We start from the raw sequence: 17,944 nt of genomic DNA, 5'->3' as shown, positions 1-17,944 counted from the left end.
CTCAGGTCAGGGTCGCGGCATGGGTGCGCGGTTCGGCGGCGCGGCGAAGACGGTCCCGGATGGCGAGGCCGAGCCCGTGGCGGGGGATCGGCTGTGCGGCGATGGTCTTCAGGCCGCGACGGGTGCCTTCCGCATCCAGAAAGCGCAGTCCGGCGAAGAGACGGGCCGCGGCTTCTTCAAGATTGCCGCTTTCGCTCAGGTTCCATGTCAGTCCGGCGCCGGGCAGGGGCGTGCCGAAGGCAAGCTGGGCTTCGTCGGGCGCGATGGAGGTCGCGTCCAGCCTGACAGGCAGGCTCGGGGCATAATGCGAGGCCAGCCGACCGGGCGAGGCCGGGGCGATTTCGGAAAAATCGTCCGGATGGCGGATGGGGCCGCACAGTTCGGTGAGGTCTTCAAGCGTTACACCGCCGGGGCGCAGGAGAACGGGCACCTCCCGGGTCAGGTCGAGCACGGTGCTTTCCACGCCGATCGAGCAGGGGCCGGAATCCAGAACCGCGTCGATCCGTCCATCCAGTGAGCGCAGGACGTGGAACGCATCTGACGGGCTGACCGTGCCTGAGACATTCGCAGACGGCGCGGCGACGGGAGCACCGACTTCGCGGAGCAGGGCCAGGGCCGTCTTGCCGCGCGGAACACGCAGCGCCAGCGTGGAGAGGCCGGCCGCCGCGAGGTCGGAGACGGTTGAATTCGGGGAGCGGGGCAGCACCATTGTCAGCGGGCCGGGCCAGAAACGCTCGGCCAGCGCATGGGCGATTTCTTCCATCCTGCCGCTCAGCGATGCCTGCGCGAAGGCGCTTTCGGCATCGGGGAGATGGCTGATGAGCGGGTTGAAGCGCGGGCGCCCCTTGGCGGCGAAGATCTTTGCAACAGCCGTATCGGACGAGGCGATTGCGCCAAGGCCGTAGACGGTCTCGGTTCCGAATGCGACCAGCTTTCCGGCCTTGAGGAGTTCGGCGGCGCGGCGGATGCCTTCGGGGGTGGCTGTCAGACGCTCGGTGTGAAGCGTGTCGCTCAAGATGCGCCTCCGGTGCAGTAGAATGAGCCGTTTAGCCGGTCCGGCTTGCCATAGCGCAGGGGCGCGCCGGTCTCGTCGAGCAGGGCGCCACCTGCGGCTTCCAGAATGGCCTGGGGGGCGGCCGTGTCCCATTCCATCGTAGGTCCGAAACGGGGATAGAAATCCGCAGCACCTTCGGCCACCCGCATGAATTTGACCGAGGATGACAGCTTCTCGACAGAGGCGACCTGTCGGCCGGCGAGCCAGCGTTCCAGAAGTTCGGGGTTGCCGTGATGGCTCGAGGCCAGAACGCGCAGGCCTTCTGCAGGAGGCGTGGCGGTATGGATCGGTGTGCTGTTTGTGCCGTCCGAGCGGTGGGCGCCGAGGCCCTGTCCGCCGCTGTAGATCAGGCCGTAACCTGGCAGGGCAACCACGCCCAGAACCGGACGGTCATGGCGGACCAGGCCGATATTGACGGTGAAGTCTTTTCCGCCCGAGGCAAAGCCACGTGTCCCGTCGAGGGGATCGACCAGCCAGTAGGCGTCTTCCGCGTTCACCCGGATCCCGGCCGACATTTCTTCCTCGCCGATGGCGGGAATGGACGGGCAGGCCGCGCGCAGGCCCGACAGGATGTGCTGTTCGGAGGCGTGGTCCGCTTCCGTGACGGGGGAGGCATCGTCCTTGATGTCCGTCCGGAAGCCGCGTTCGCGGATGGCGTTGATGATGTCCGAGGCTTCGGACGCGAGCCGGAACGCCAGGGCCAGAAGGGCGCGGTCATCGTCCGCAGGGACGGTGATGGGGGAGGCAGAAGTCATTCGCCCAGACTACTCCAAGATGGCTTTTGCGTCATGTGCTGATGCGCCCGTTATTGCGGGCAGGTCGGGACAGGCGCCTGATCTGCGTTCCACCGGGCAAACGGGATCTTTGTCGCAGCGCTCAGGGCGATGTCCGCGTGGCAGGTCGTGACCGGAGATGCGAGCGTGGTGCGAAGCGCGAAATAGAACGGTGTGCTGCCCGGTTCTCCGTCCCCTTGGGTCAGCTGGTACACGCGGATATGTGCGGGGTTGGGCTGCGGGACTGGGTTGGTGCCGGTGTCGCGGGTTGTTACGAACAGCAGAAGAGCCGGGGCGCCGTTTACGCGGCCGGAGGCGAAATGGATGGTCTGGACCGCGTCTTCGCCGGTGTGGGGACTGTCCTGCAGCATATCGAGAAGCTGGCCGGCATGGTCCGGGTTTTCCGTATCGACGAGGTTTGTGCGGCCGGGCTGCTCTGGGTCGCGGGTGGTGACGGCATAAAGATGATGGCTCCATGCGTTTCCGTTTTCACGCCACAGAGGGGTGATGGTCACGTCCGGGAAGCCCGATGGATGAAACGTGACGGGGCTGTTGCCGAGCGGGATAGGCTTGATGTCGGTGAGCCGTGAGGTGGTCTGTGCGTGCGGGGCAGTGCAGGTGAGGCCGGAGCAGAGCAGAAGCGTCAGAAGAGAACGGCGCATCGGGCGGTCTTTCTTCATGCCGGATGAGGGGAGGACTTGCCGGGGCGGTCGGTGTTCCCGATAACGGAGGCAACGACTTCATGTTCCAGACGGCAGGACCATCATGCTTTCAGTGATTTTCGATTCCTTTCCAGCCTTTTCTGCGGATGCGCCCAGGGCTGTTGTCCTGCTGTGCGATGCGGCGTCCGGCGAGACATTTGCCGCGCTGGACAAGGCTTCCGCCGGGGCCGTTTCGCGCGCCGTTGCGCTGAAGGGCTTCAAGGGTGAGGCCGGGCAGAGCGTGGTGCTTCCGGCACCGGCCGAAGGGCTGTCGCAGGTCGTGCTTGCCGGCGTGAAACCCAAGGGTGGGGCTGCTGTAGATGCCGTGGCCATCGAGAACGCGGCCGGTCGGGCGGTTCGTCTGGTGGATGGTGTTGAGAGCGCGGTTCTGGCGTTTTCCGAAGGGCTGGAGCAGTTTGCTCCGGAGGCGGCTCTGGGCGCGCGTCTGGCGTCCTATGATTTCGATGTGTACCGCACGAAAAAATCCGACACCCGTCCGGTTCTGAAAACGCTGCATGTTGCGGTTTCCGATGTTGCGGCAGCGCAGACGCGGTGGGCGGCTCTGGATGCGGTCTCGCAGGGTGTGATCTTGACGCGGAACCTGGTGAGCGAGCCGCCGAATGTGCTTTATCCTCAGACCTTTACGCAGCGTATCGAAGAACTGCGTGAGCTTGGCCTGACGGTTGAAGTGCTCGACGAAAGTGCCATGACAGAGCTGGGCTTTGGCGCGCTTCTGGGCGTGGCCCAGGGCAGTGTGCACAAGCCGCGGACGGTGATCGTTCGTCATAATGGTGGTGGCAGCGAGGCTCCTCTGGCGTTCATCGGCAAGGGCGTGACCTTCGATAGCGGCGGCATTTCCATCAAGCCTGCGGCTGGCATGGACGAGATGAAGACCGATATGGGCGGTGCGGCGACCGTGATCGGCCTGATGAGTGCGCTGGCCCGTCGGAAGGCGCCGGTCAATGCGATCGGTGTGGTTGGTCTTGTCGAGAACATGGTGTCTGGGGGGGCCCAGCGTCCGGGCGATATCGTGCGGGCCTATGACGGTCAGACGATCGAGGTGCTGAACACCGACGCGGAAGGCCGCCTCGTTCTGGCAGATGTGCTGTCCTATACGCGCAAGCGCTTCAGCCCGAAGCTGATGGTCAATCTGGCGACGCTGACGGGCGCGATCGTGGTCAGCCTTGGCTACGAGAATGCCGGTCTGTTCAGCAACAGCGATACGCTGGCCAAGGGGCTGGCCGAGGCCGGTGCGCAGGTTGGCGAAGGGCTGTGGCGGATGCCGATGGGCGAGGCCTATAACCGCGAACTCGACTCCGATATCGCCGACATGAAGAACATCGGCGGTCGTCCGGGCAGTGCGATCCTGGCGGCGGAGTTCCTCAAGCGCTTCGTGGGCGACACGGACTGGGCGCATCTGGATATCGCGGGAACAGCCTGGAAGACCAAGGCGTCCGCTATCGCGCCGAAGGGTGCGACGGGCTTTGGTGTGCGTCTGCTGGACTGCTTCGTGAAGGCGCACGAAGCCAGCGCCTGAGGAGCGGAATCACGCCGTGGATGTCGGGTTCTATCATCTGACGCGCACGCCGCTTGAAGAAGCGCTTCCGGCCTTGCTGGGCCGGACGCTGGATGCGGGGGAGCGTGCGGTCGTGCGCTGTCCCGATGCGGCTGCGGTCATGGCGCTGGATGCGGCGCTATGGGCGTGCCGGGACCCGGTCTGGCTGCCGCATGGCACTGCAAAGAGCGGCCATGCGGCCCGGCAGCCGATCTGGCTGACCGAGGGCGAGGACGTGCCGAACGAGGCGCGGTTTCTCTTCCGCGTGGATGGCGCGGGAAGCGATGAGTTCGCGCCCTTTACGCGGATTTTCGATCTGTTCGATGGCGGAAATCCGCAATCCGTTCAGCGGGCAAGAGAACGCTGGGTCGCGATGAAATCTTCCGGTCACAATCTCGTGTACTGGAAACAGGAAGAGCGGGGCTGGAAAAAGGCGGGGTAAGGTTTCAAATTGTGTCTGAGACCCTTGATGGAAGACGCTCCGTAACCGGGGTGCCGTTCATTCCACTGGAGAGGACGCCTGACTGTGCCAGAGCCCACGAATTCTTCCCCCGCGCCTTTGAAAACTGATCTTCGCCGCGTCGATATCAATCCCGACTTCTGGTATCCGCTGGCCTGGTCGAAGGATCTCAAGCGCGGCAAGACGATCGGGCGACGGTTCGGGCGCTTTCCCATTGCTCTGGTGCGGCCTGAAGAAGGAAGTGTCTTTGCGCTCGAAGACCGTTGTGCGCACCGTCAGGTTCCGCTCAGTCTGGGGAAGGTCAGCGGTGAGGCAGTGCAGTGCTGCTATCACGGCTGGGCTTATGGCCGGTCCGGGCGGTGCATTGATGTGCCGTATCTGGGCAAGGGCAAGCTGCCGAATGGTGTGAAGACGTATCCCTGTCGTGAGGCGGGCGGGATGATCTTCATTTTCCCCGGCGATGCGGAAAAAGCGGAGAGCGTGCCGCTGCCGCCTCTGGCCCAGGTGGACAATCCGGCGTTCAAGACGCGGCGTTTCAGCCCGGTCGTGAAGTGCCACTACACGTTCATGCATGAGAACCTGATGGACATGAACCATCAGTTCCTGCACCGCCGCCAGATGGGGCAGATCAGGGCGCGTTTTCTGGGGCAGGACGCGGGCGATAACTTCATCGAGGCGCGCTACAGCTTCGCGCGGACGGGAAACCAGCAGCCGCTGGCGGAACGTCTGATCTTCGGCAAGCATCATGATGATCCGAACCGGGAGCAGCCGGTCGAGGAAATCGTCAGCATCCGCACGACCTATCCGTATCAGAGCCTGAAAATCCATGACAAGGACGGCGATCTGATCATGGAACTGTTCAGCGTTTATGTGCCGAATACGGCGGATGGCATGAGTACGCAGTGCTTCGGCCTGCTGTCGGTGCTGCGGCCCAAGACGCCGTTCCTGATCGACATGATCTGGCCTGCGCTGGGTATCTTCACGCACCGGATATTTGAAGAAGACCGCGAAATCATGGAACTGGAGCAGAACGCCTGGCGCGAACTGGGCGGCGATCATAACGTCGAGGTCTTCCCGATCGTGCGCAAACTGCGGGATCTTCTGGCGCAGAACGGTGTCGCGCCGGGGACGGATACGGTGGCGCAGACTGAAGTTTCGAGGGAACAGCCGGCTGATCCTGTCGTTGTCTGAAGACACAGACAGGAAACGGTCATGAAAACAGTCACACTCAGGAATGGTGTCACGGTTCCCGCGCTGGGCATGGGAACCTGGAATATCGGCGACAGTGCCGCGCGGCGTTCTGACGAGATCGAGAGCCTGCGTCAGGGGCTGGAGGCCGGACTGCGGGTTGTTGATACTGCCGAGATGTATGGCAACGGCCGGTCGGAAGAACTGGTGGGGGAAGCCATCGCGGATGTGCGCGATGACGTTTATCTTGTCAGCAAGGTCGTGCCGTCCAATGCGTCGTATGATGGGGTGCGCAAGGCGTGCCGGCGTTCACTGAAGCATCTCGATACGGACTGGCTTGATCTGTACCTGCTGCACTGGCGCGGGGGTACGCCGCTTGAGGAGACGATCCGCGCGTTCGAGGATCTGAAGGATGACGGGCTGATCCGGGGCTGGGGTGTTTCGAACTTTGATGTCGATGACATGGAAGAAATTGAAAGCCTGTCCGGAAACTGTCTGGTCAATCAGGTTCTGTATAATCTTGAGCATCGTGGGACAGAATTCGATCTTCTGGATCATGATCTGAGCACCGACACGGTCACGATGGCGTATTCGCCGCTCGGACAGGGCGGGGAGCTTCTGGAACATCCGGCCCTTAAAGACGTCGCGTCGCGGCATGAGACGTCGCAGGGGCCTGCTGATCCGGCACAGATCGCGCTGGCTTGGGTGCTGCGCCGGCCGAATGTGATGGCCATTCCGAAGGCGGGTTCTCCGAAGCATGTTGCCGGAAATCTGGCCAGTCTGGAGATCAGTCTGACGGATGCGGATCTCAAAACGCTGGACAGTGCTTTCCCTCCGCCGAAACGCAAGGTATCTCTCGCCATGATCTGACGGTCGTGATGATTGCGGTCCGTTTCCACCTCTTGTCCGGACCGCGCCCTGCATATTTTCGCCTCCCTTTTCCACGTTGATCCGGTTTCTCTCTGCCTGGCGTTTCTGGTCGTTCCTGCCTGTGTGCAGGCGATGCAGCCGGGGCAGGCAGGGAGAGCCATGGTTCTCTGTGTGGCGGCTCTGGCTGCGGTTCTGGGCCTGTCGCCAGCCGTTCAGGCTGTCGCGCTGGGCGTGATTGCGGCGCAGGACCGGGAGGCCTGTCCGGCAGTCTGGAGCGTTCCGGCTCTGCTGTTGTCCGTGCTGTTTCCTGCCCAGACATTCGTTGTGCTGGCAGTGCTGCCGGTCCTGTTCTGGTCCGCGCTGGTGCGCCGGCCTGACGGGGGGCAGGAGGGCGGGGCATTTTCCGCCGTGATGGGTATTCTGGGCGTATCGCTGGTCTGGCATGCGCCGACGGCGGTTTCAGCAGAACTCGTTGCGGGGCTTGGGGCCGCTGTGATCGGGCTGCTGGGCCGGTCTGTTCTCGGGGCCTGCCGTCCGGGAGATCTGGGGCTTTTGCGGCCTGTTCTTCTGATGGTTCTGGTCGTGGCGGCGCAGGCGGAAGGCCTTGCGGTCTGTGCCCGGATTGCACTGGAAGCCACACTTCTCGATCTGTCACTGCTGGTTCTGACGGCCGCACTGGGACGCGTGTTTCCGGTGCTGTCGGTGTTGCGGCTGCCGTTTCCGTCCTTGCCGGGGCTGGTTGTCCTGTGGCTCGGGATTCATGCTGCGCTTGGTATGGCGGCGGGCGTTGAGGGGTGGAGCGTGCTTGGGGTGGCGGTTGCCCTGCTGCTCGGCCTGCTGGGTCTGTCGGATATTCTTGTCGTGGGGCGGCTGTTCCGTGCGTGGCAGGGACGTGTCTCGGGCGTTTCCGTCCTGTTGGTGGGGGCTGGAAGTCTGCTGCTGCCCGCTCTGGTGTTCGGAATGGTCAGTCCGGTCCTGCATTTCGTGGGTGGAGAGTGGGTCTGGCCTGTCTGGCGTATGGGCGGCGGCGATGGTGCCTCTCTGCGGTTGCCGGCTTTCGTACTGACGGGGGCGGTTCTGTGGTGTGTGCTGGTGCGTCCATGGCGGATTGTCGGAGGGATCGTGCAGACGGCCTCCACGCTTCTTCCCGCACTGGGAAACCTGCTTTCGGTCGGGAACGGCCTGTTTGAGGAAGCGCCGTCTCTGGGATGGAAAATGCGCTGCGTTATTGTGGCGGGGCGTCGTCGTCTCAGAGTGCTCCAAGGCATGAAGGCTCCTGTTCTTCCCGATCTGCGTCAGGGCGCGGTGGGGCTCTGGCTTGTGCTTCTAGGTCTCGTTCTGGCGGTGCTGGGAGTGATGGCGTGATGGGGCATGAGATCGGGCTGATCCTGATGTCCGTGCTGGAATCGCTGTTTCAGCTCGGGCTGCTGCTCGTTCTGGCGTCCGTAATGGGCTGGTGTCTGGACAGTCTGCCGTTCTGGCTGGCGGGACGCTCGGTCGGGACAGTGCGGTTCCGTCTGTTGCAGACGGCTCGTTTCTGGAGATCGCTGGTTCAGGTGCCGCTGGGCGGGCGTCCGGCGCTGGCGCTGACGGCGGGTGTGCTGACGCTTGTGTGTCTGCCGGCGGTTACGACGGGATCGGTGCTGTCGTCGCTGGCTGATCCGCTTGTTATCGGACTGGTCGTGCTGCTGGGGCGCGGATTTCTGGGGCCGGGCCTGGTGCCGGGTGAGGCAGCGCGTCTGGTGCCTGCGGTGCTGCTCCTGTGTCTGACCGAGGCCCTGATTGCCCTGGCCGCGCCGGGAACGGACGGGCTGTCTGGTCTGTGCGCGATGCTGCATATCGAGCCGGAACCGGGCCTGGAGGGTGCGCTTGCGGCCTGTGCGCTGGCACTGGGAATTGCCTGTCCGCCTTTGCGCTCGGATGATGTGACGCAGATGCTGTCCGGACTGCGGGACCGGCATGAACGTGAGGCCGCGCGTAGTATTGCCGATGTGCTGAACTGTGGCTGGCTGTTGCTGCTGGGGGACCTGGCGCTGCCGGTGAGTGTCGGTCTGGCGCAGGGTGGTGTGCAGGGCTGGTGGCTCGGGCTGCTGGCGCTGGGCGGACGGCTGGCGCTGACCGTGGCTGTGGCGGTCGGGCTGCGTCTGATGGCGCAGGAACGGAGCGCACGGCTGACGGCGCTGTTTGCGGGTGTGGCGCTTCTTCTGGCTCTGGCGGGGAGGTTCGGCACATGATCGTCGGATTTGGATTACTGCTGCTTCTGGCGCTTGCTGGGCTGGGCAAGGACGGGCGCGGGCTGCCGCTTTACGGGGCGGTCTGTGCCTTTGCGGGAGCGACGGTCTGTTCGGGGCTGATGGCGCTGCTGACGTCCGCGGCTCTGGTCGGGCTGAATGTACTGGCCTGGGCCTGGCTGCGGCGGTTTGCGCCTGAAGCGCCGGACCGTGCGGCTGTTCTGCCGGTTGTCGGGACGCTTGTGCTGCTGCTCGCGCTCGGACTGTCCGGTGCGGGGCTGGGTCTCGCGCCTGTTCTGGGGGCCGGAGCGGTTTTGGCTGGTCTTTGCGGTGCTGCGTGGGGGACGCCGCTGGTTCAGTTCACGGGGCTTCTAAGGGCCGCGGATGGGCTGGTTGTCGTGGCCTGCGTGCTGCATTCATGGCCGCTTTTTGCGGCGGCGCTGAGCCTGTGGGGCGTTCTGGCGGCGCTCGGCGTGACGCTTCTGCCGCGTCTGGCGTGGCGCAGGGTGGAGGACGTCTGATGCATCCGCTTGCTCCTGTTGGAACGCTGTTTGCGGTGACGGTGTGGCCGCTTCTGGCGGCATTCCTGCTTCTTCTGACGCCGGAAAACCGCCAGTCCGCCAGCAGTCTGACCTTCGCTGTGGCGGGGCTCGTCATTACGCCGCTGGCTGTCTGGCTCATGCCGGGAACGGATGCGCTGGCGGCAGCGTGCTCGTGTATCGTGACGGCCATTCCGCTGCTTCTGCCGCAGGCTCAGGACCGGACCGGGCGGATCCTGCCGTTTCTGGTCACGGGCTGTGCGCTTCTGGCGCTGAACATTCACTCGGCTTTTGCCGTGACGGTCCTGTGTGGCGCGGGAACGGTTCTGCTGGCCTGGCGCGAAGGGCGTGGGCCGCGCAAGGCGCTTGTTGTCTGGGATATGGCGCGCAGCCGGCTGGGCGGTGTGGTGCTGGGGCTTCTGGGGGCGTCGCTTCTGCCGATGCAGCAGTCGTCGCTTGGTGCGGTGCTGCTGACGGTGGGGCTGTGCATGGTGGCGGGGCTTGGGCCTTCGCCGGCTCCGGCGCCTGAGGCAGCACTTCTGGATACGGGGCTGCGGTTTTCGGCGCTCATGCTGATGTTCCGGCTGAGTGCGTATCCGCTGGTTCATCTGCTGATGCTGATTGCGGGGTTCGGGACGATCATCATGCTCGTCTCGTCACGTTCTTCGGGCCGGAGCATGTCGCTGCCGATGCTGTCTGCCTTCGGGGCCCTGGCGGCTGCGACCGGTGAGGGCACGGCGCTGGTGCTGCTGCTACTTGCGGCGCTCGGGCTTGCGGTTCTGGACCTGCGCGGCGCAGAGGGCGAGGACGGGATCGCGGCCGGAGTCGCGCCCTGGCCGGTGTTCTGTGCGCTTGTCGGGATCGGGCGTTCGCTTGAAACCGGGCAGCTTGTTCTGCTGGTGGTGTGTCTGCTGCCTGCTCTGTGGTCTGTGCGGCACAGGACGCTTCTGCCGGCGTTTGCGCGGGGAGAGCGGGGCATGGTGGCCGTGATGCAGGCGGTTCTGCTGCTGGGTGGGCTGTGTGGTCCGCTGTTTCTGGCCTGGCATCCGGTGACGGGATGGCGGCCATGATGGGGATGGGTCGGATCATCCGCAGCGGCGAGCGGGTTGCTCTGTCGCATTATCATCTCGATGCCGAACAGTGGAGCGCGATGCTGTCCGCGCCGGGTGCGACGCTGCCGCTGATATCCTGCTGGGCGGATGATGCCCGTGCCTATGTGCTCCTGCTGGAGGGGGATCGTCCGCTTCTGGCGAGTACGGCAGTGGAAGAGCGGCGTTATCTTGCGCCGTCCTCGCGTTTTGCGGGGGCCGAGTGGGGTGAGCGCGTGGCGTATGACCTCTACGGCGTGGAAGCGATGGATGCCCGCGGGAACGGAGCACCGGCGCTGGATGAGGGCGGCTGGACGTCCACCTGGCCGCTGTCGTCCCGTCCGGGGCCGGCGGCGGGAGGATTGCGGCCGCTGGCGGGAAGCCATCTGCTGCGTCCCGAGCAGACGGGGCTGAGCGGACCGCTGGAACTCTCCTTCGAGGTTCTGAAGGGCAAGGTCCGGAGTGTGGAGGTCTGTGCGGGCGGCGCGCATCGCGGGGTCGTGTCGCGCCTGCTGGGACAGACGCCGGAAGAGGCCATGCCGCTGGTGTCGCGGATGACGGCAGGTGGGTTCGTGGCGCATCCGCTGGCTTTTGCGCGTGCTGTGGCGCAGGCGCGCGGACTGGTTCCGGGGCCCGGGATCCGGGATGTCTGGATGGTGCTGCTGGAGATCGAGCGGATGTCGCTCCATCTGTTCGACATGGCCCGGACGGCGCGGGGCGTGGATGCGGAGCTGCTCGCGACGCATTGCGATCATGCGCGGGAAGCCATCGCGCGGGCCTGTGCGGAGCAGGGCGTTTCGCGCCGTCTGATGGATATGGTGGCCTGTGACGGGTTTCGGGATGGGCTCGAGATCGTGCCGCTGGCTCAGGCCGTTCATGCGGCGATGCAGCCGCGTCTTGCGGCGCTGGAAGAGCTTCACCGGGTTTTTGCACCGCGTCTGGACGGGTTTGCGGTTCTGGATGTGCGGCTGGCCGAGCGTTTTGCCGTGGGCGGCGTGACCGGGCGTGCGAGCGGTCGCAGCATGGACATGCGGCGGCGGGAGGCCGGGATGCGGCTGGAGGCGTTGCGGGCGACAGGATCGAGTCAGGGCGATGCCCGGGCGCGTGAAGGGCTGCGGCTTGCGGAAATCCGCGACTCCCTGAAGCTGCTGGAGCGGATTCTGGGGAGTATCGGTCTGGAAGACGACGAGCCCGCGCCGGATCGGACGGATGAGGGCATTGGCGTGGCCGAGGGCGCGCGCGGAGACGTGTGGTACTGGGTGCGCTTGAAAGACGGGCGGATCGAGAGCCTGCATGTGCGGGACCCGGGCGTATCGCTTCTGCCGGTTCTGGGCGCGATGCTGCGGGGCTATCCCGTCAGCCGGGTGCCGGCTGCTCTGGGCTCGATCGGGATTTCACCGGCGGGGATTGCGCTGTGAAGACTGTGCAACGGACGGGGCCTTTGAGCCTGCTTTACGCTTTCATGGATGCAACGCGCGGGCGGGCGTTCGTGGAAGGAGAAGTTCCGCGCCGGGAGCGGCCGATCGGGCTGTATGTCCTTGAGACCGGTGGTTGTGAGGGATGCTTCATGGAGATCGAGTCCCTCAATGGCAGTGCGTTCGCGCTGGAGCAGGCGGGTTTTGTCTGTGTGAGCGATCCGGCGGATGCGGACTGGCTGCTGCTGACCGGGGCGGTGACGCGGGTCTGCGCCGAAATGGTGGACCGGGTGTGGCGGGCGATGCCGCCGGGCCGGAGCCTGATTGCTGTGGGCGCCTGCGCGGTGGATGGCGGGCCTTTTCCGGCCGGTTATGCGATGCTGGGGGGGCTGGAGGCGCTGACGCTGGTGCGGCGTTCGATTGCGGGATGTCCGCCGTCGCCGGACGATATTCTGCGGGCCTTGCAGGAACTGGCGCAGGTCTGAACGGTTTGGCCGGGCGTGGGAATTTTCCTGAAACAACGAAGTTTTGTCCCCCGACGGCTTGCCGTGACACGGTTTCGCGTTAAAGCAGATGGACGCACTGGATGCGTTTTCCATGAGGTTCGGTCGCCTGTCTTTCAGGTCACCGTATAGAGCACAGGGCTAGAGATGGCTGATTATCGCCTTGGAATTGATCTTGGTGGCACGAAGATCGAAATTGCCGTTCTGAACCGTTCGGGCGATCTCGTCCTGCGTGAACGCATTCCCAATCCCGGTATCTATAATGAAGCCGTTCTGGCCATTCGTGATCTGGTGACGGATGTGGACCGCCGTCTGGGTGCGGTGCCGAGCCACCGTGTATCGGCGGGGCAGCATACGTCCACGCTGGGCATCGGCATTCCGGGATCGATCTCCCCTGAGACCGGGCTGATCAAGAACGCCAATGCGACCTGGCTGAACAACCAGCCTTTCGGTCATGATCTGGAATCCGCGCTGGCGCGTCCGGTCCGGACGGAAAATGACGCGAACTGTTTTGCCCTGTCCGAGGCGGCTGATGGTGCGGCCAAGGGCATGCTGACGGTCTTTGGTGTCATCATCGGCACGGGCATGGGTGCGGGCATCGTCAATAACGGCCGCGTCCTTGAAGGCCGTCATCATATTGCGGGCGAGTGGGGGCATCTGCCTCTGCCCTGGCCGACGGAAGAAGATATGCCCGCGCGTGAGTGCTTCTGTGGCAACAAGGGCTGCATGGAGCGCTATCTGTGCGGTCCGGCGCTGGCGGCAGACTGGAAAGGTCCGGGGCATCGCAATACGGCCGGGATCGAGGATGCGGCTGCCAATGGCGATCAGGCTGCCATCGCAGCTTTGGGCCGTTATACCGAGCGTTTCGCCCGGGCCTGCGCGATGGTCATCAACTTCCTTGACCCGGATGTGATCGTCCTCGGTGGTGGCGTGTCCAACCTGCATACGCTGTATGAGCGCGTGCCGCCGCTTCTGGCCAAGCATGTCATCACGCCGGTCTGCACGACGCCGATCGTGCGCAACAAGCATGGTGACAGCTCCGGCGTGCGTGGTGCGGCATGGCTGTGGGACGTGACGGAATAAGTCCGTCGCGCACTGGATATGAAAAAGGCCGCCCGGATGACCGGGCGGCCTTTTTTGTTGGTTCGTTTTGGTTCAGGCGGGCTCTTCTTCCACCGTTTCCGACATTTCTTCCGCCGCCTGTTTCAGGCGGTGATAGGAGCGGCGGGAGAAGGGCAGGATCGCAATATAGAGCAGTCCGGCTCCCGCAAGAGCGCCCCAGGGGTCCGCGACCATAAGGGCGGCGTAGAGGCCGGTTCCCAGCATCAGGGGCAGAACGTAGCGCGCCGGGACCTTGAAGTTCTTGAAGGACCAGACCGGCAGGGTCGAGACCAGAAGCAGGCCCGTGAAGATCAGGCAGACGGCCGAGACGATGGGCAGACGGGCGAAGGCAGCCAGTCCCTCGGCATGAAGGCGGTCGGCTTCAAGGCCCAGAAAAACCGGGAACAGGACCAGTCCAGCTCCGGCAGGGGCGGGAACACCCGTGAAGAAGCTGTAGGAATATTCCGGCTTGTCGTCGTCATCGAGGCTCGCATTGAAGCGGGCGAGACGCAGCGCCATGCAGACCGTGAACAGGATGCAGGGGACGAACGCGTAGCGGCCGGCATGTTCGAGCGACCACATCAGCAGCACGAAGGATGGTGCCACACCGAAGCACACGAAGTCCGACAGGCTGTCGAATTCCGCGCCGAAGCGGGTGGCGCCCTTGAGCAGGCGGGCGATCCGCCCGTCCAGGCCGTCGATACAGGCGGCGATCAGCAGGGCCACGGCCGCGGGCTCGAACTGGTGTTCGAGCGCAAACCGCATGCCGCTGAGCCCAGCGCAGAGGCCGAGCATCGTCATGATGTTGGGGATGAGGCGGTTGAACGACGGCCCCCGCACGCGGGTGCGGGGATTGCGCCCCATGCGTCGGAGCCTGCGTCGGATGCGGCGTCTTTTGGCGGGGCGGATGGGTTCAACCGTTGGCGGTGTGGTCATGAAAGGCGTCTGGCTCAGAGCTTCGCCAGGACAGTTTCGCCACCAACCATGGTCTGCCCTTCCACAACCAGAGGTTCAACGCCGGGCGGCAGATAGACATCGGTGCGGGAGCCGAAGCGGATCAGTCCGAAACGCTCGCCGGCTTCCACGCGGTCGCCTTCCTCGACGAAACACAGGATGCGGCGGGCGATCAGCCCGGCGATCTGGACAACGCCGATGTTGCGACCGTCCGGCAGCGTCAGACGCAGTTCGTTGCGCTCGTTATGCTCGGAGGCCTTGTCGAGGCTGGCATTGAGGAACTTGCCGGCGTGATAGGCGATCTTCGTCACTTCACCGGCCGCTGGCATGCGGTTGATGTGGACGTTCAGCACGGACAGGAACGTCGAGACGCGCCAGACCGGGGTGTGGCCCATTTCCAGAGCGGCAGGTGGGGTGACGAGCGCGACCGAGGTCACGCGGCCATCAGCGGAGGCCAGAACCAGATCGGCGCGCGGCGGCGGGACGCGCTTGGGGTCGCGGAAGAAGTAGAGGCAGAACGCCGTAAAGGCGATGCCCGCATTGCCCAGCAGGCGCGTGGGACGCCAGGGCGTGGCCCGTCCGAGCAGCCCGACGAGCGAACCCGCGAGGAGGAAGGGAGTCGCGGCGCGATGCGGCGGCGACAGGACAAGCTTGAGGGACTGGATCAGCGACATGGAACGCACTCTTACGGCACACGGCGGGAGGGTCAAGAATTCGCCACAAAGAAGGCGTTTTTCGGGCAGGTTTTCTGCTTCCGCCGCCTTCAGGCGGGCTCGGCCACCTGTCGGGGGAGCGGGACGCACAGTTTTTCGTCGATCAGGGGCGTTCCTGCATAGACGTTCTTGCGGGCCGTGACGACATGCACTCCGCCGCAAGGCAGGCGTAGTGTGCGGCCTGCCCGTTCCATCAGGCGGCCCTGCGTGACTGACAGCGCGGCGGGTGGGGTCATCAGGGCGCTGGAATGATGTTCGATCCGGAACAGGGCCTGATCGAGCAGGCGCGTCAGCTGGCCGCTGCTGTAGGGGATGCCGTGGCCAAAGGGTGTGGCATCCGTGTGGGCCCAGTAGCCGGAGCGGTTGGGAACGACCAGCGTCAGGACGCCGTCATCGCTGAGAGTGCGCCAGATGGCGCGGAGGAAATCCGGAGCGAAACGGGTGAATTCGAGGCCGTGGACCACGAGGACGGCGTTCATCGAGAGGTCGTCGAAGGGCAGGCGTCCGCTGCTGACGATGCAGTCCGCCCAGGGGATGTTCCGGGTCTGGCTTCGGGTGGTTCGCTGCGTCTGTGGGTGCAGGAGGCGGCCCGAAACGGCGAATTCCGCACTTTCCGGAAGATAGGGGGCTGTATAGCCTATCCCGAGGATCCTTCGGCCGCGCATGGGGGGCATGATGCTCTGCAGGCGGTCGTTGAGAAGCAGCGCCGTACGCTGGCCCTGTCGGCTTTCATAGAAAGTGGCGGCATCATCGGAACGGATGCGGGCCAGGGACGTCAGCATGCAGCTACCTCATCAGCAGGACACTCCAAGGGGAACAGTCATGCCACTCGATATCAAGCCGATTCCGGTTCTCTCCGACAATTATGCTTGGCTGCTGACCGCGACGGAGGGGCAGCGCGCCGTCGTGGACCCCGGTGAAGCGGGGCCGATCATGGACGAAATCGGGGAAGGGCGGCTCGACATGATCCTGCTGACCCATCATCATGCCGATCATACAGCAGGGACGGATGCGCTGCGGGAGCGCTATGGCGCGAAGGTGTATGGACCGCGGCAGAAAAGGGAATGGCTGCCCCGGCTGGATCACGACGTCGAGGACGGGGACAGCTTCTCGCTGGGCAGCGCGCAGATCCGGGTTCTGTCCACGCCGGGCCATGCGGTAGGGCATGTGTCGTATGTCGTGCCCGAGGTTCCGGCGCTGTTCTGCGGGGATGTGCTATTCAGCCTGGGATGCGGGCGGCTGCTGGAAGGGACGGCGCAGGAGCTGTTCGACAGTCTGCATCGCTATGACAGCCTGCCGGACCAGACGCTTGTCTGTGCGGGGCATGAATATACCCGCTCCAATCTGGCTTTCGCGCTGCATGTCGATCCGGACAATGCGGCTTTGAAGGCTCGGGCCGGGGAAGTCGAGCGGTTGCTGGAAGCAGGGCGGCCGACGCTCCCGGTCAGCTTGGGTGTGGAGCGCAGGACCAATCCTTTCCTGCTGGCGCCGGATGTCGCGACGTTTGCGCGGCTGCGCAGGGAAAAGGATACGTTCTGAAGGCACAAAAAAAAGCCCCGCTCGAAAGAGGCGGGGCTTTCCTTGTGAAGGATCGTCAGGCCGTTACCAACCGAAGATGATCTTCTTGAGCAGTTCGGCGCCGAGGCCGACGACGACAACGCCGCCGGCCCAAATCGCCACGAACCAGCCCACACGTTTCATCCAGTTCAGGAAACCCGGTTTCTGTTCGGGCTGTCCGTATTCGATCCGCATGGGCCGGCCTCCCTGTTCTCAGTGGTAGTGATGTCCGGCGGACATCTTTCCGCGGAACACGTAGTACGAATAGGCCGTGTAGGAGAGGATCAGCGGCAGCAGGAACATCGTGCCGACCAGCAGGAAGGTCTGGCTCTCCGGCGGAGAGGAAGCCTGCCAGATGGTGATGGTCGGGGGCACGATGTAGGGCCACACATTGATGCCAAGGCCGCTGAAGCACAGGAAGAACAGGCCCAGCGTTGCGACGAACGGCAGCAGGTGCGAGCGCGGGTTGCGCAGTCCCATGAACAGGACGCCCGTCAGCACGATGACAGCGACGGGCACCGGAGCGACCAGGGCAAACTGCGGCATGGCGAGCCAGTGCTGCATATAGGTGGTGTGCAGCATGGGCGTCCAGATGGAGACCAGTGCGATCGTGATCAGCATCAGCGCGCCGAGACCGAAGGAAACCCTGCGCATCGTGTCGTGCAGTTCACCCTCACAGCGCCACAGGAGCCAGGTTGCGCCGAGAAGCGCGTAACCGATGACCACGGCAAGGCCACAGAACAGGGCGAACGGGGAGAGCCAGTCGAAGCTGGACCCGACGAACACGTTGTTCTCGACCTTGATGCCCTGGACGAGCGTTCCGAGGATGACGCCCTGCATGAAGGCCGCCACGAAGGAGCCGCCGCAGAAGGCCGTGTCCCAGAAGAACTGGCTCATGGGCGATTCCGACTTGAAGCGGAACTCGAAGGACACGCCACGCAGGATCAGGGCCAGCAGCATGAACAGGACCGGCAGGTAGAGCGCCGGAAGGATCGTGCCGTAAGCCACGGGGAAGACGCCGTAGAGCGCGGCGCCACCGAAGATCATCCAGGTCTCGTTGCCGTCCCAGACAGGGGCGACGGTGTTGACCATGAGGTTGCGGTGATCGTGGTCCTTTTCCTTGAGGAAGAGGATGCCGATCCCGAGGTCGAAGCCATCGAGGCAGATATAGAGGAAGATGGCTGTTGCTGCGAGCAGCGCCCAGACCACCGGGAGCCAGAAGCCGGCTGTTTCTGTCATGGT

20 protein-coding genes are annotated in these 17,944 nt (G+C 64.4%); 12 read left to right on the top strand and 8 right to left on the bottom strand.

The window, feature by feature from the left end; genetic code table 11:
• Position 1 precedes the first annotated feature (1 nt).
• The 3 genes from GLS_RS01600 to GLS_RS01590 are packed head-to-tail and all read right to left on the bottom strand — an operon-like array spanning position 2 to position 2,489.
• A complete protein-coding gene (locus tag GLS_RS01600; protein ID WP_041110757.1) occupies positions 2 to 1,015 on the bottom strand; it encodes an L-threonylcarbamoyladenylate synthase in 1,014 nt (337 codons plus the stop codon).
• Entirely contained in the window at positions 1,012 to 1,809 is a 798-nt protein-coding gene (locus tag GLS_RS01595; RefSeq protein ID WP_041110755.1) for a 3'(2'),5'-bisphosphate nucleotidase CysQ family protein, read from the bottom strand. Before GLS_RS01595 ends, GLS_RS01600 begins: the two co-directional genes overlap by 4 nt.
• Positions 1,810 to 1,859: 50 nt before the next feature.
• Positions 1,860 to 2,489, bottom strand: a complete 630-nt coding sequence (locus tag GLS_RS01590; protein ID WP_052327415.1) for a hypothetical protein — start codon at positions 2,487 to 2,489, stop codon at positions 1,860 to 1,862.
• Positions 2,490 to 2,592: 103 nt separating this feature from the next.
• On the opposite strand from GLS_RS01590, the gene GLS_RS01585 reads away from it, so the two are divergent.
• The 11 genes from GLS_RS01585 to GLS_RS01535 all read left to right on the top strand — a co-directional run bounded on the left by GLS_RS01585 (position 2,593) and on the right by GLS_RS01535 (position 13,460).
• The gene (locus tag GLS_RS01585; RefSeq protein WP_041110751.1) at positions 2,593 to 4,065 is read left to right on the top strand and encodes a leucyl aminopeptidase; all 1,473 of its coding nucleotides are present in this window, start codon (positions 2,593 to 2,595) and stop codon (positions 4,063 to 4,065) included.
• Between the two features lie 16 nt (positions 4,066 to 4,081).
• Complete coding sequence (locus GLS_RS01580) at positions 4,082 to 4,525, top strand: DNA polymerase III subunit chi (RefSeq protein ID WP_041110749.1); 444 nt, start codon at positions 4,082 to 4,084, stop codon at positions 4,523 to 4,525.
• Between the two features lie 84 nt (positions 4,526 to 4,609).
• The gene (locus GLS_RS01575; protein WP_041110747.1) at positions 4,610 to 5,734 is read left to right on the top strand and encodes an aromatic ring-hydroxylating oxygenase subunit alpha; all 1,125 of its coding nucleotides are present in this window, start codon (positions 4,610 to 4,612) and stop codon (positions 5,732 to 5,734) included.
• 21 nt (positions 5,735 to 5,755) lie between these two features.
• A complete protein-coding gene (locus GLS_RS01570) occupies positions 5,756 to 6,601 on the top strand; it encodes an aldo/keto reductase (protein WP_041110745.1) in 846 nt (281 codons plus the stop codon).
• A gap of 159 nt (positions 6,602 to 6,760) precedes the next feature.
• Positions 6,761 to 7,966: a hypothetical protein gene (locus tag GLS_RS01565; RefSeq protein WP_226986604.1), complete on the top strand. Its 1,206-nt coding sequence runs from the start codon at positions 6,761 to 6,763 to the stop codon at positions 7,964 to 7,966.
• Positions 7,966 to 8,835 carry a hypothetical protein gene (locus GLS_RS01560; protein ID WP_041110743.1) on the top strand — a complete coding sequence of 290 codons (870 nt, stop codon included), beginning with the start codon at positions 7,966 to 7,968 and terminating at the stop codon, positions 8,833 to 8,835. Before GLS_RS01565 ends, GLS_RS01560 begins: the two co-directional genes overlap by 1 nt.
• Positions 8,832 to 9,353, top strand: a complete 522-nt coding sequence (locus GLS_RS01555) for a hypothetical protein (RefSeq protein ID WP_041110742.1) — start codon at positions 8,832 to 8,834, stop codon at positions 9,351 to 9,353. The genes GLS_RS01560 and GLS_RS01555 overlap by 4 nt, the downstream gene beginning before the upstream one ends.
• Complete coding sequence (locus GLS_RS01550; protein ID WP_041110741.1) at positions 9,353 to 10,441, top strand: hypothetical protein; 1,089 nt, start codon at positions 9,353 to 9,355, stop codon at positions 10,439 to 10,441. Before GLS_RS01555 ends, GLS_RS01550 begins: the two co-directional genes overlap by 1 nt.
• Entirely contained in the window at positions 10,438 to 11,877 is a 1,440-nt protein-coding gene (locus GLS_RS01545) for an NADH-quinone oxidoreductase subunit D-related protein (RefSeq protein ID WP_193363834.1), read from the top strand. Before GLS_RS01550 ends, GLS_RS01545 begins: the two co-directional genes overlap by 4 nt.
• A gap of 23 nt (positions 11,878 to 11,900) precedes the next feature.
• The gene (locus tag GLS_RS01540; RefSeq protein ID WP_041110738.1) at positions 11,901 to 12,359 is read left to right on the top strand and encodes an NADH-quinone oxidoreductase subunit B family protein; all 459 of its coding nucleotides are present in this window, start codon (positions 11,901 to 11,903) and stop codon (positions 12,357 to 12,359) included.
• A gap of 165 nt (positions 12,360 to 12,524) precedes the next feature.
• Entirely contained in the window at positions 12,525 to 13,460 is a 936-nt protein-coding gene (locus GLS_RS01535; RefSeq protein WP_041110737.1) for an ROK family protein, read from the top strand.
• A 72-nt stretch (positions 13,461 to 13,532) separates the two neighbouring features.
• Here GLS_RS01535 and GLS_RS01530 read toward each other — a convergent pair whose 3' ends face one another.
• The 3 genes from GLS_RS01530 to GLS_RS01520 form a co-directional block, all read right to left on the bottom strand.
• Positions 13,533 to 14,414 carry a CDP-alcohol phosphatidyltransferase family protein gene (locus tag GLS_RS01530; RefSeq protein WP_041110735.1) on the bottom strand — a complete coding sequence of 294 codons (882 nt, stop codon included), beginning with the start codon at positions 14,412 to 14,414 and terminating at the stop codon, positions 13,533 to 13,535.
• Between the two features lie 14 nt (positions 14,415 to 14,428).
• Positions 14,429 to 15,106: a phosphatidylserine decarboxylase gene (locus GLS_RS01525; protein WP_041110733.1), complete on the bottom strand. Its 678-nt coding sequence runs from the start codon at positions 15,104 to 15,106 to the stop codon at positions 14,429 to 14,431.
• 89 nt (positions 15,107 to 15,195) lie between these two features.
• The gene (locus tag GLS_RS01520) at positions 15,196 to 15,927 is read right to left on the bottom strand and encodes a methyltransferase (RefSeq protein WP_041110732.1); all 732 of its coding nucleotides are present in this window, start codon (positions 15,925 to 15,927) and stop codon (positions 15,196 to 15,198) included.
• A 40-nt stretch (positions 15,928 to 15,967) separates the two neighbouring features.
• Between GLS_RS01520 and gloB the strand changes: the two genes are divergently transcribed.
• The gene (gene gloB / locus GLS_RS01515; protein ID WP_041110731.1) at positions 15,968 to 16,684 is read left to right on the top strand and encodes a hydroxyacylglutathione hydrolase; all 717 of its coding nucleotides are present in this window, start codon (positions 15,968 to 15,970) and stop codon (positions 16,682 to 16,684) included.
• A gap of 63 nt (positions 16,685 to 16,747) precedes the next feature.
• On the opposite strand, the gene GLS_RS13220 is transcribed toward gloB, so the two are convergent.
• On the bottom strand, positions 16,748 to 16,897 hold the full coding sequence (locus GLS_RS13220; protein ID WP_098049509.1) for a DUF2474 domain-containing protein: 150 nt from the start codon (positions 16,895 to 16,897) through the stop codon (positions 16,748 to 16,750).
• Positions 16,898 to 16,915: 18 nt separating this feature from the next.
• The gene (gene cydB, locus GLS_RS01510) at positions 16,916 to 17,941 is read right to left on the bottom strand and encodes a cytochrome d ubiquinol oxidase subunit II (protein ID WP_041110730.1); all 1,026 of its coding nucleotides are present in this window, start codon (positions 17,939 to 17,941) and stop codon (positions 16,916 to 16,918) included.
• Positions 17,942 to 17,944: the final 3 nt, after the last annotated feature.

Source organism: Gluconobacter oxydans DSM 3504, from assembly GCF_000583855.1.
GTDB classification, from domain to species: Bacteria; Pseudomonadota; Alphaproteobacteria; order Acetobacterales; family Acetobacteraceae; genus Gluconobacter; species Gluconobacter oxydans.
The sequence above is the reverse complement of the archived record's forward strand: the minus strand, read 5'-3'. Positions and strand labels throughout refer to the sequence as shown.

Excerpts from the sequence above, each read along its gene's own strand:
- GLS_RS01595 (WP_041110755.1), bottom strand. The coding sequence starts at position 1,809 with ATGACTTCTGCCTCCCCCATCACCGTCCCTGCGGACGATGACCGCGCC.
- GLS_RS01590 (WP_052327415.1), bottom strand. The coding sequence starts at position 2,489 with ATGCGCCGTTCTCTTCTGACGCTTCTGCTCTGCTCCGGCCTCACCTGC.
- GLS_RS01585 (WP_041110751.1), top strand. The coding sequence starts at position 2,593 with ATGCTTTCAGTGATTTTCGATTCCTTTCCAGCCTTTTCTGCGGATGCG.
- GLS_RS01570 (WP_041110745.1), top strand. The coding sequence starts at position 5,756 with ATGAAAACAGTCACACTCAGGAATGGTGTCACGGTTCCCGCGCTGGGC.
- GLS_RS01565 (WP_226986604.1), top strand. The coding sequence starts at position 6,761 with ATGGTTCTCTGTGTGGCGGCTCTGGCTGCGGTTCTGGGCCTGTCGCCA.
- GLS_RS01560 (WP_041110743.1), top strand. The coding sequence starts at position 7,966 with ATGGGGCATGAGATCGGGCTGATCCTGATGTCCGTGCTGGAATCGCTG.
- GLS_RS01555 (WP_041110742.1), top strand. The coding sequence starts at position 8,832 with ATGATCGTCGGATTTGGATTACTGCTGCTTCTGGCGCTTGCTGGGCTG.
- GLS_RS01550 (WP_041110741.1), top strand. The coding sequence starts at position 9,353 with ATGCATCCGCTTGCTCCTGTTGGAACGCTGTTTGCGGTGACGGTGTGG.
- GLS_RS01545 (WP_193363834.1), top strand. The coding sequence starts at position 10,438 with ATGATGGGGATGGGTCGGATCATCCGCAGCGGCGAGCGGGTTGCTCTG.
- GLS_RS01535 (WP_041110737.1), top strand. The coding sequence starts at position 12,525 with ATGGCTGATTATCGCCTTGGAATTGATCTTGGTGGCACGAAGATCGAA.
- GLS_RS01530 (WP_041110735.1), bottom strand. The coding sequence starts at position 14,414 with ATGACCACACCGCCAACGGTTGAACCCATCCGCCCCGCCAAAAGACGC.
- GLS_RS01525 (WP_041110733.1), bottom strand. The coding sequence starts at position 15,106 with ATGTCGCTGATCCAGTCCCTCAAGCTTGTCCTGTCGCCGCCGCATCGC.
- GLS_RS01520 (WP_041110732.1), bottom strand. The coding sequence starts at position 15,927 with ATGCTGACGTCCCTGGCCCGCATCCGTTCCGATGATGCCGCCACTTTC.
- gloB (WP_041110731.1), top strand. The coding sequence starts at position 15,968 with ATGCCACTCGATATCAAGCCGATTCCGGTTCTCTCCGACAATTATGCT.
- GLS_RS13220 (WP_098049509.1), bottom strand. The coding sequence starts at position 16,897 with ATGCGGATCGAATACGGACAGCCCGAACAGAAACCGGGTTTCCTGAAC.
- cydB (WP_041110730.1), bottom strand. The coding sequence starts at position 17,941 with ATGACAGAAACAGCCGGCTTCTGGCTCCCGGTGGTCTGGGCGCTGCTC.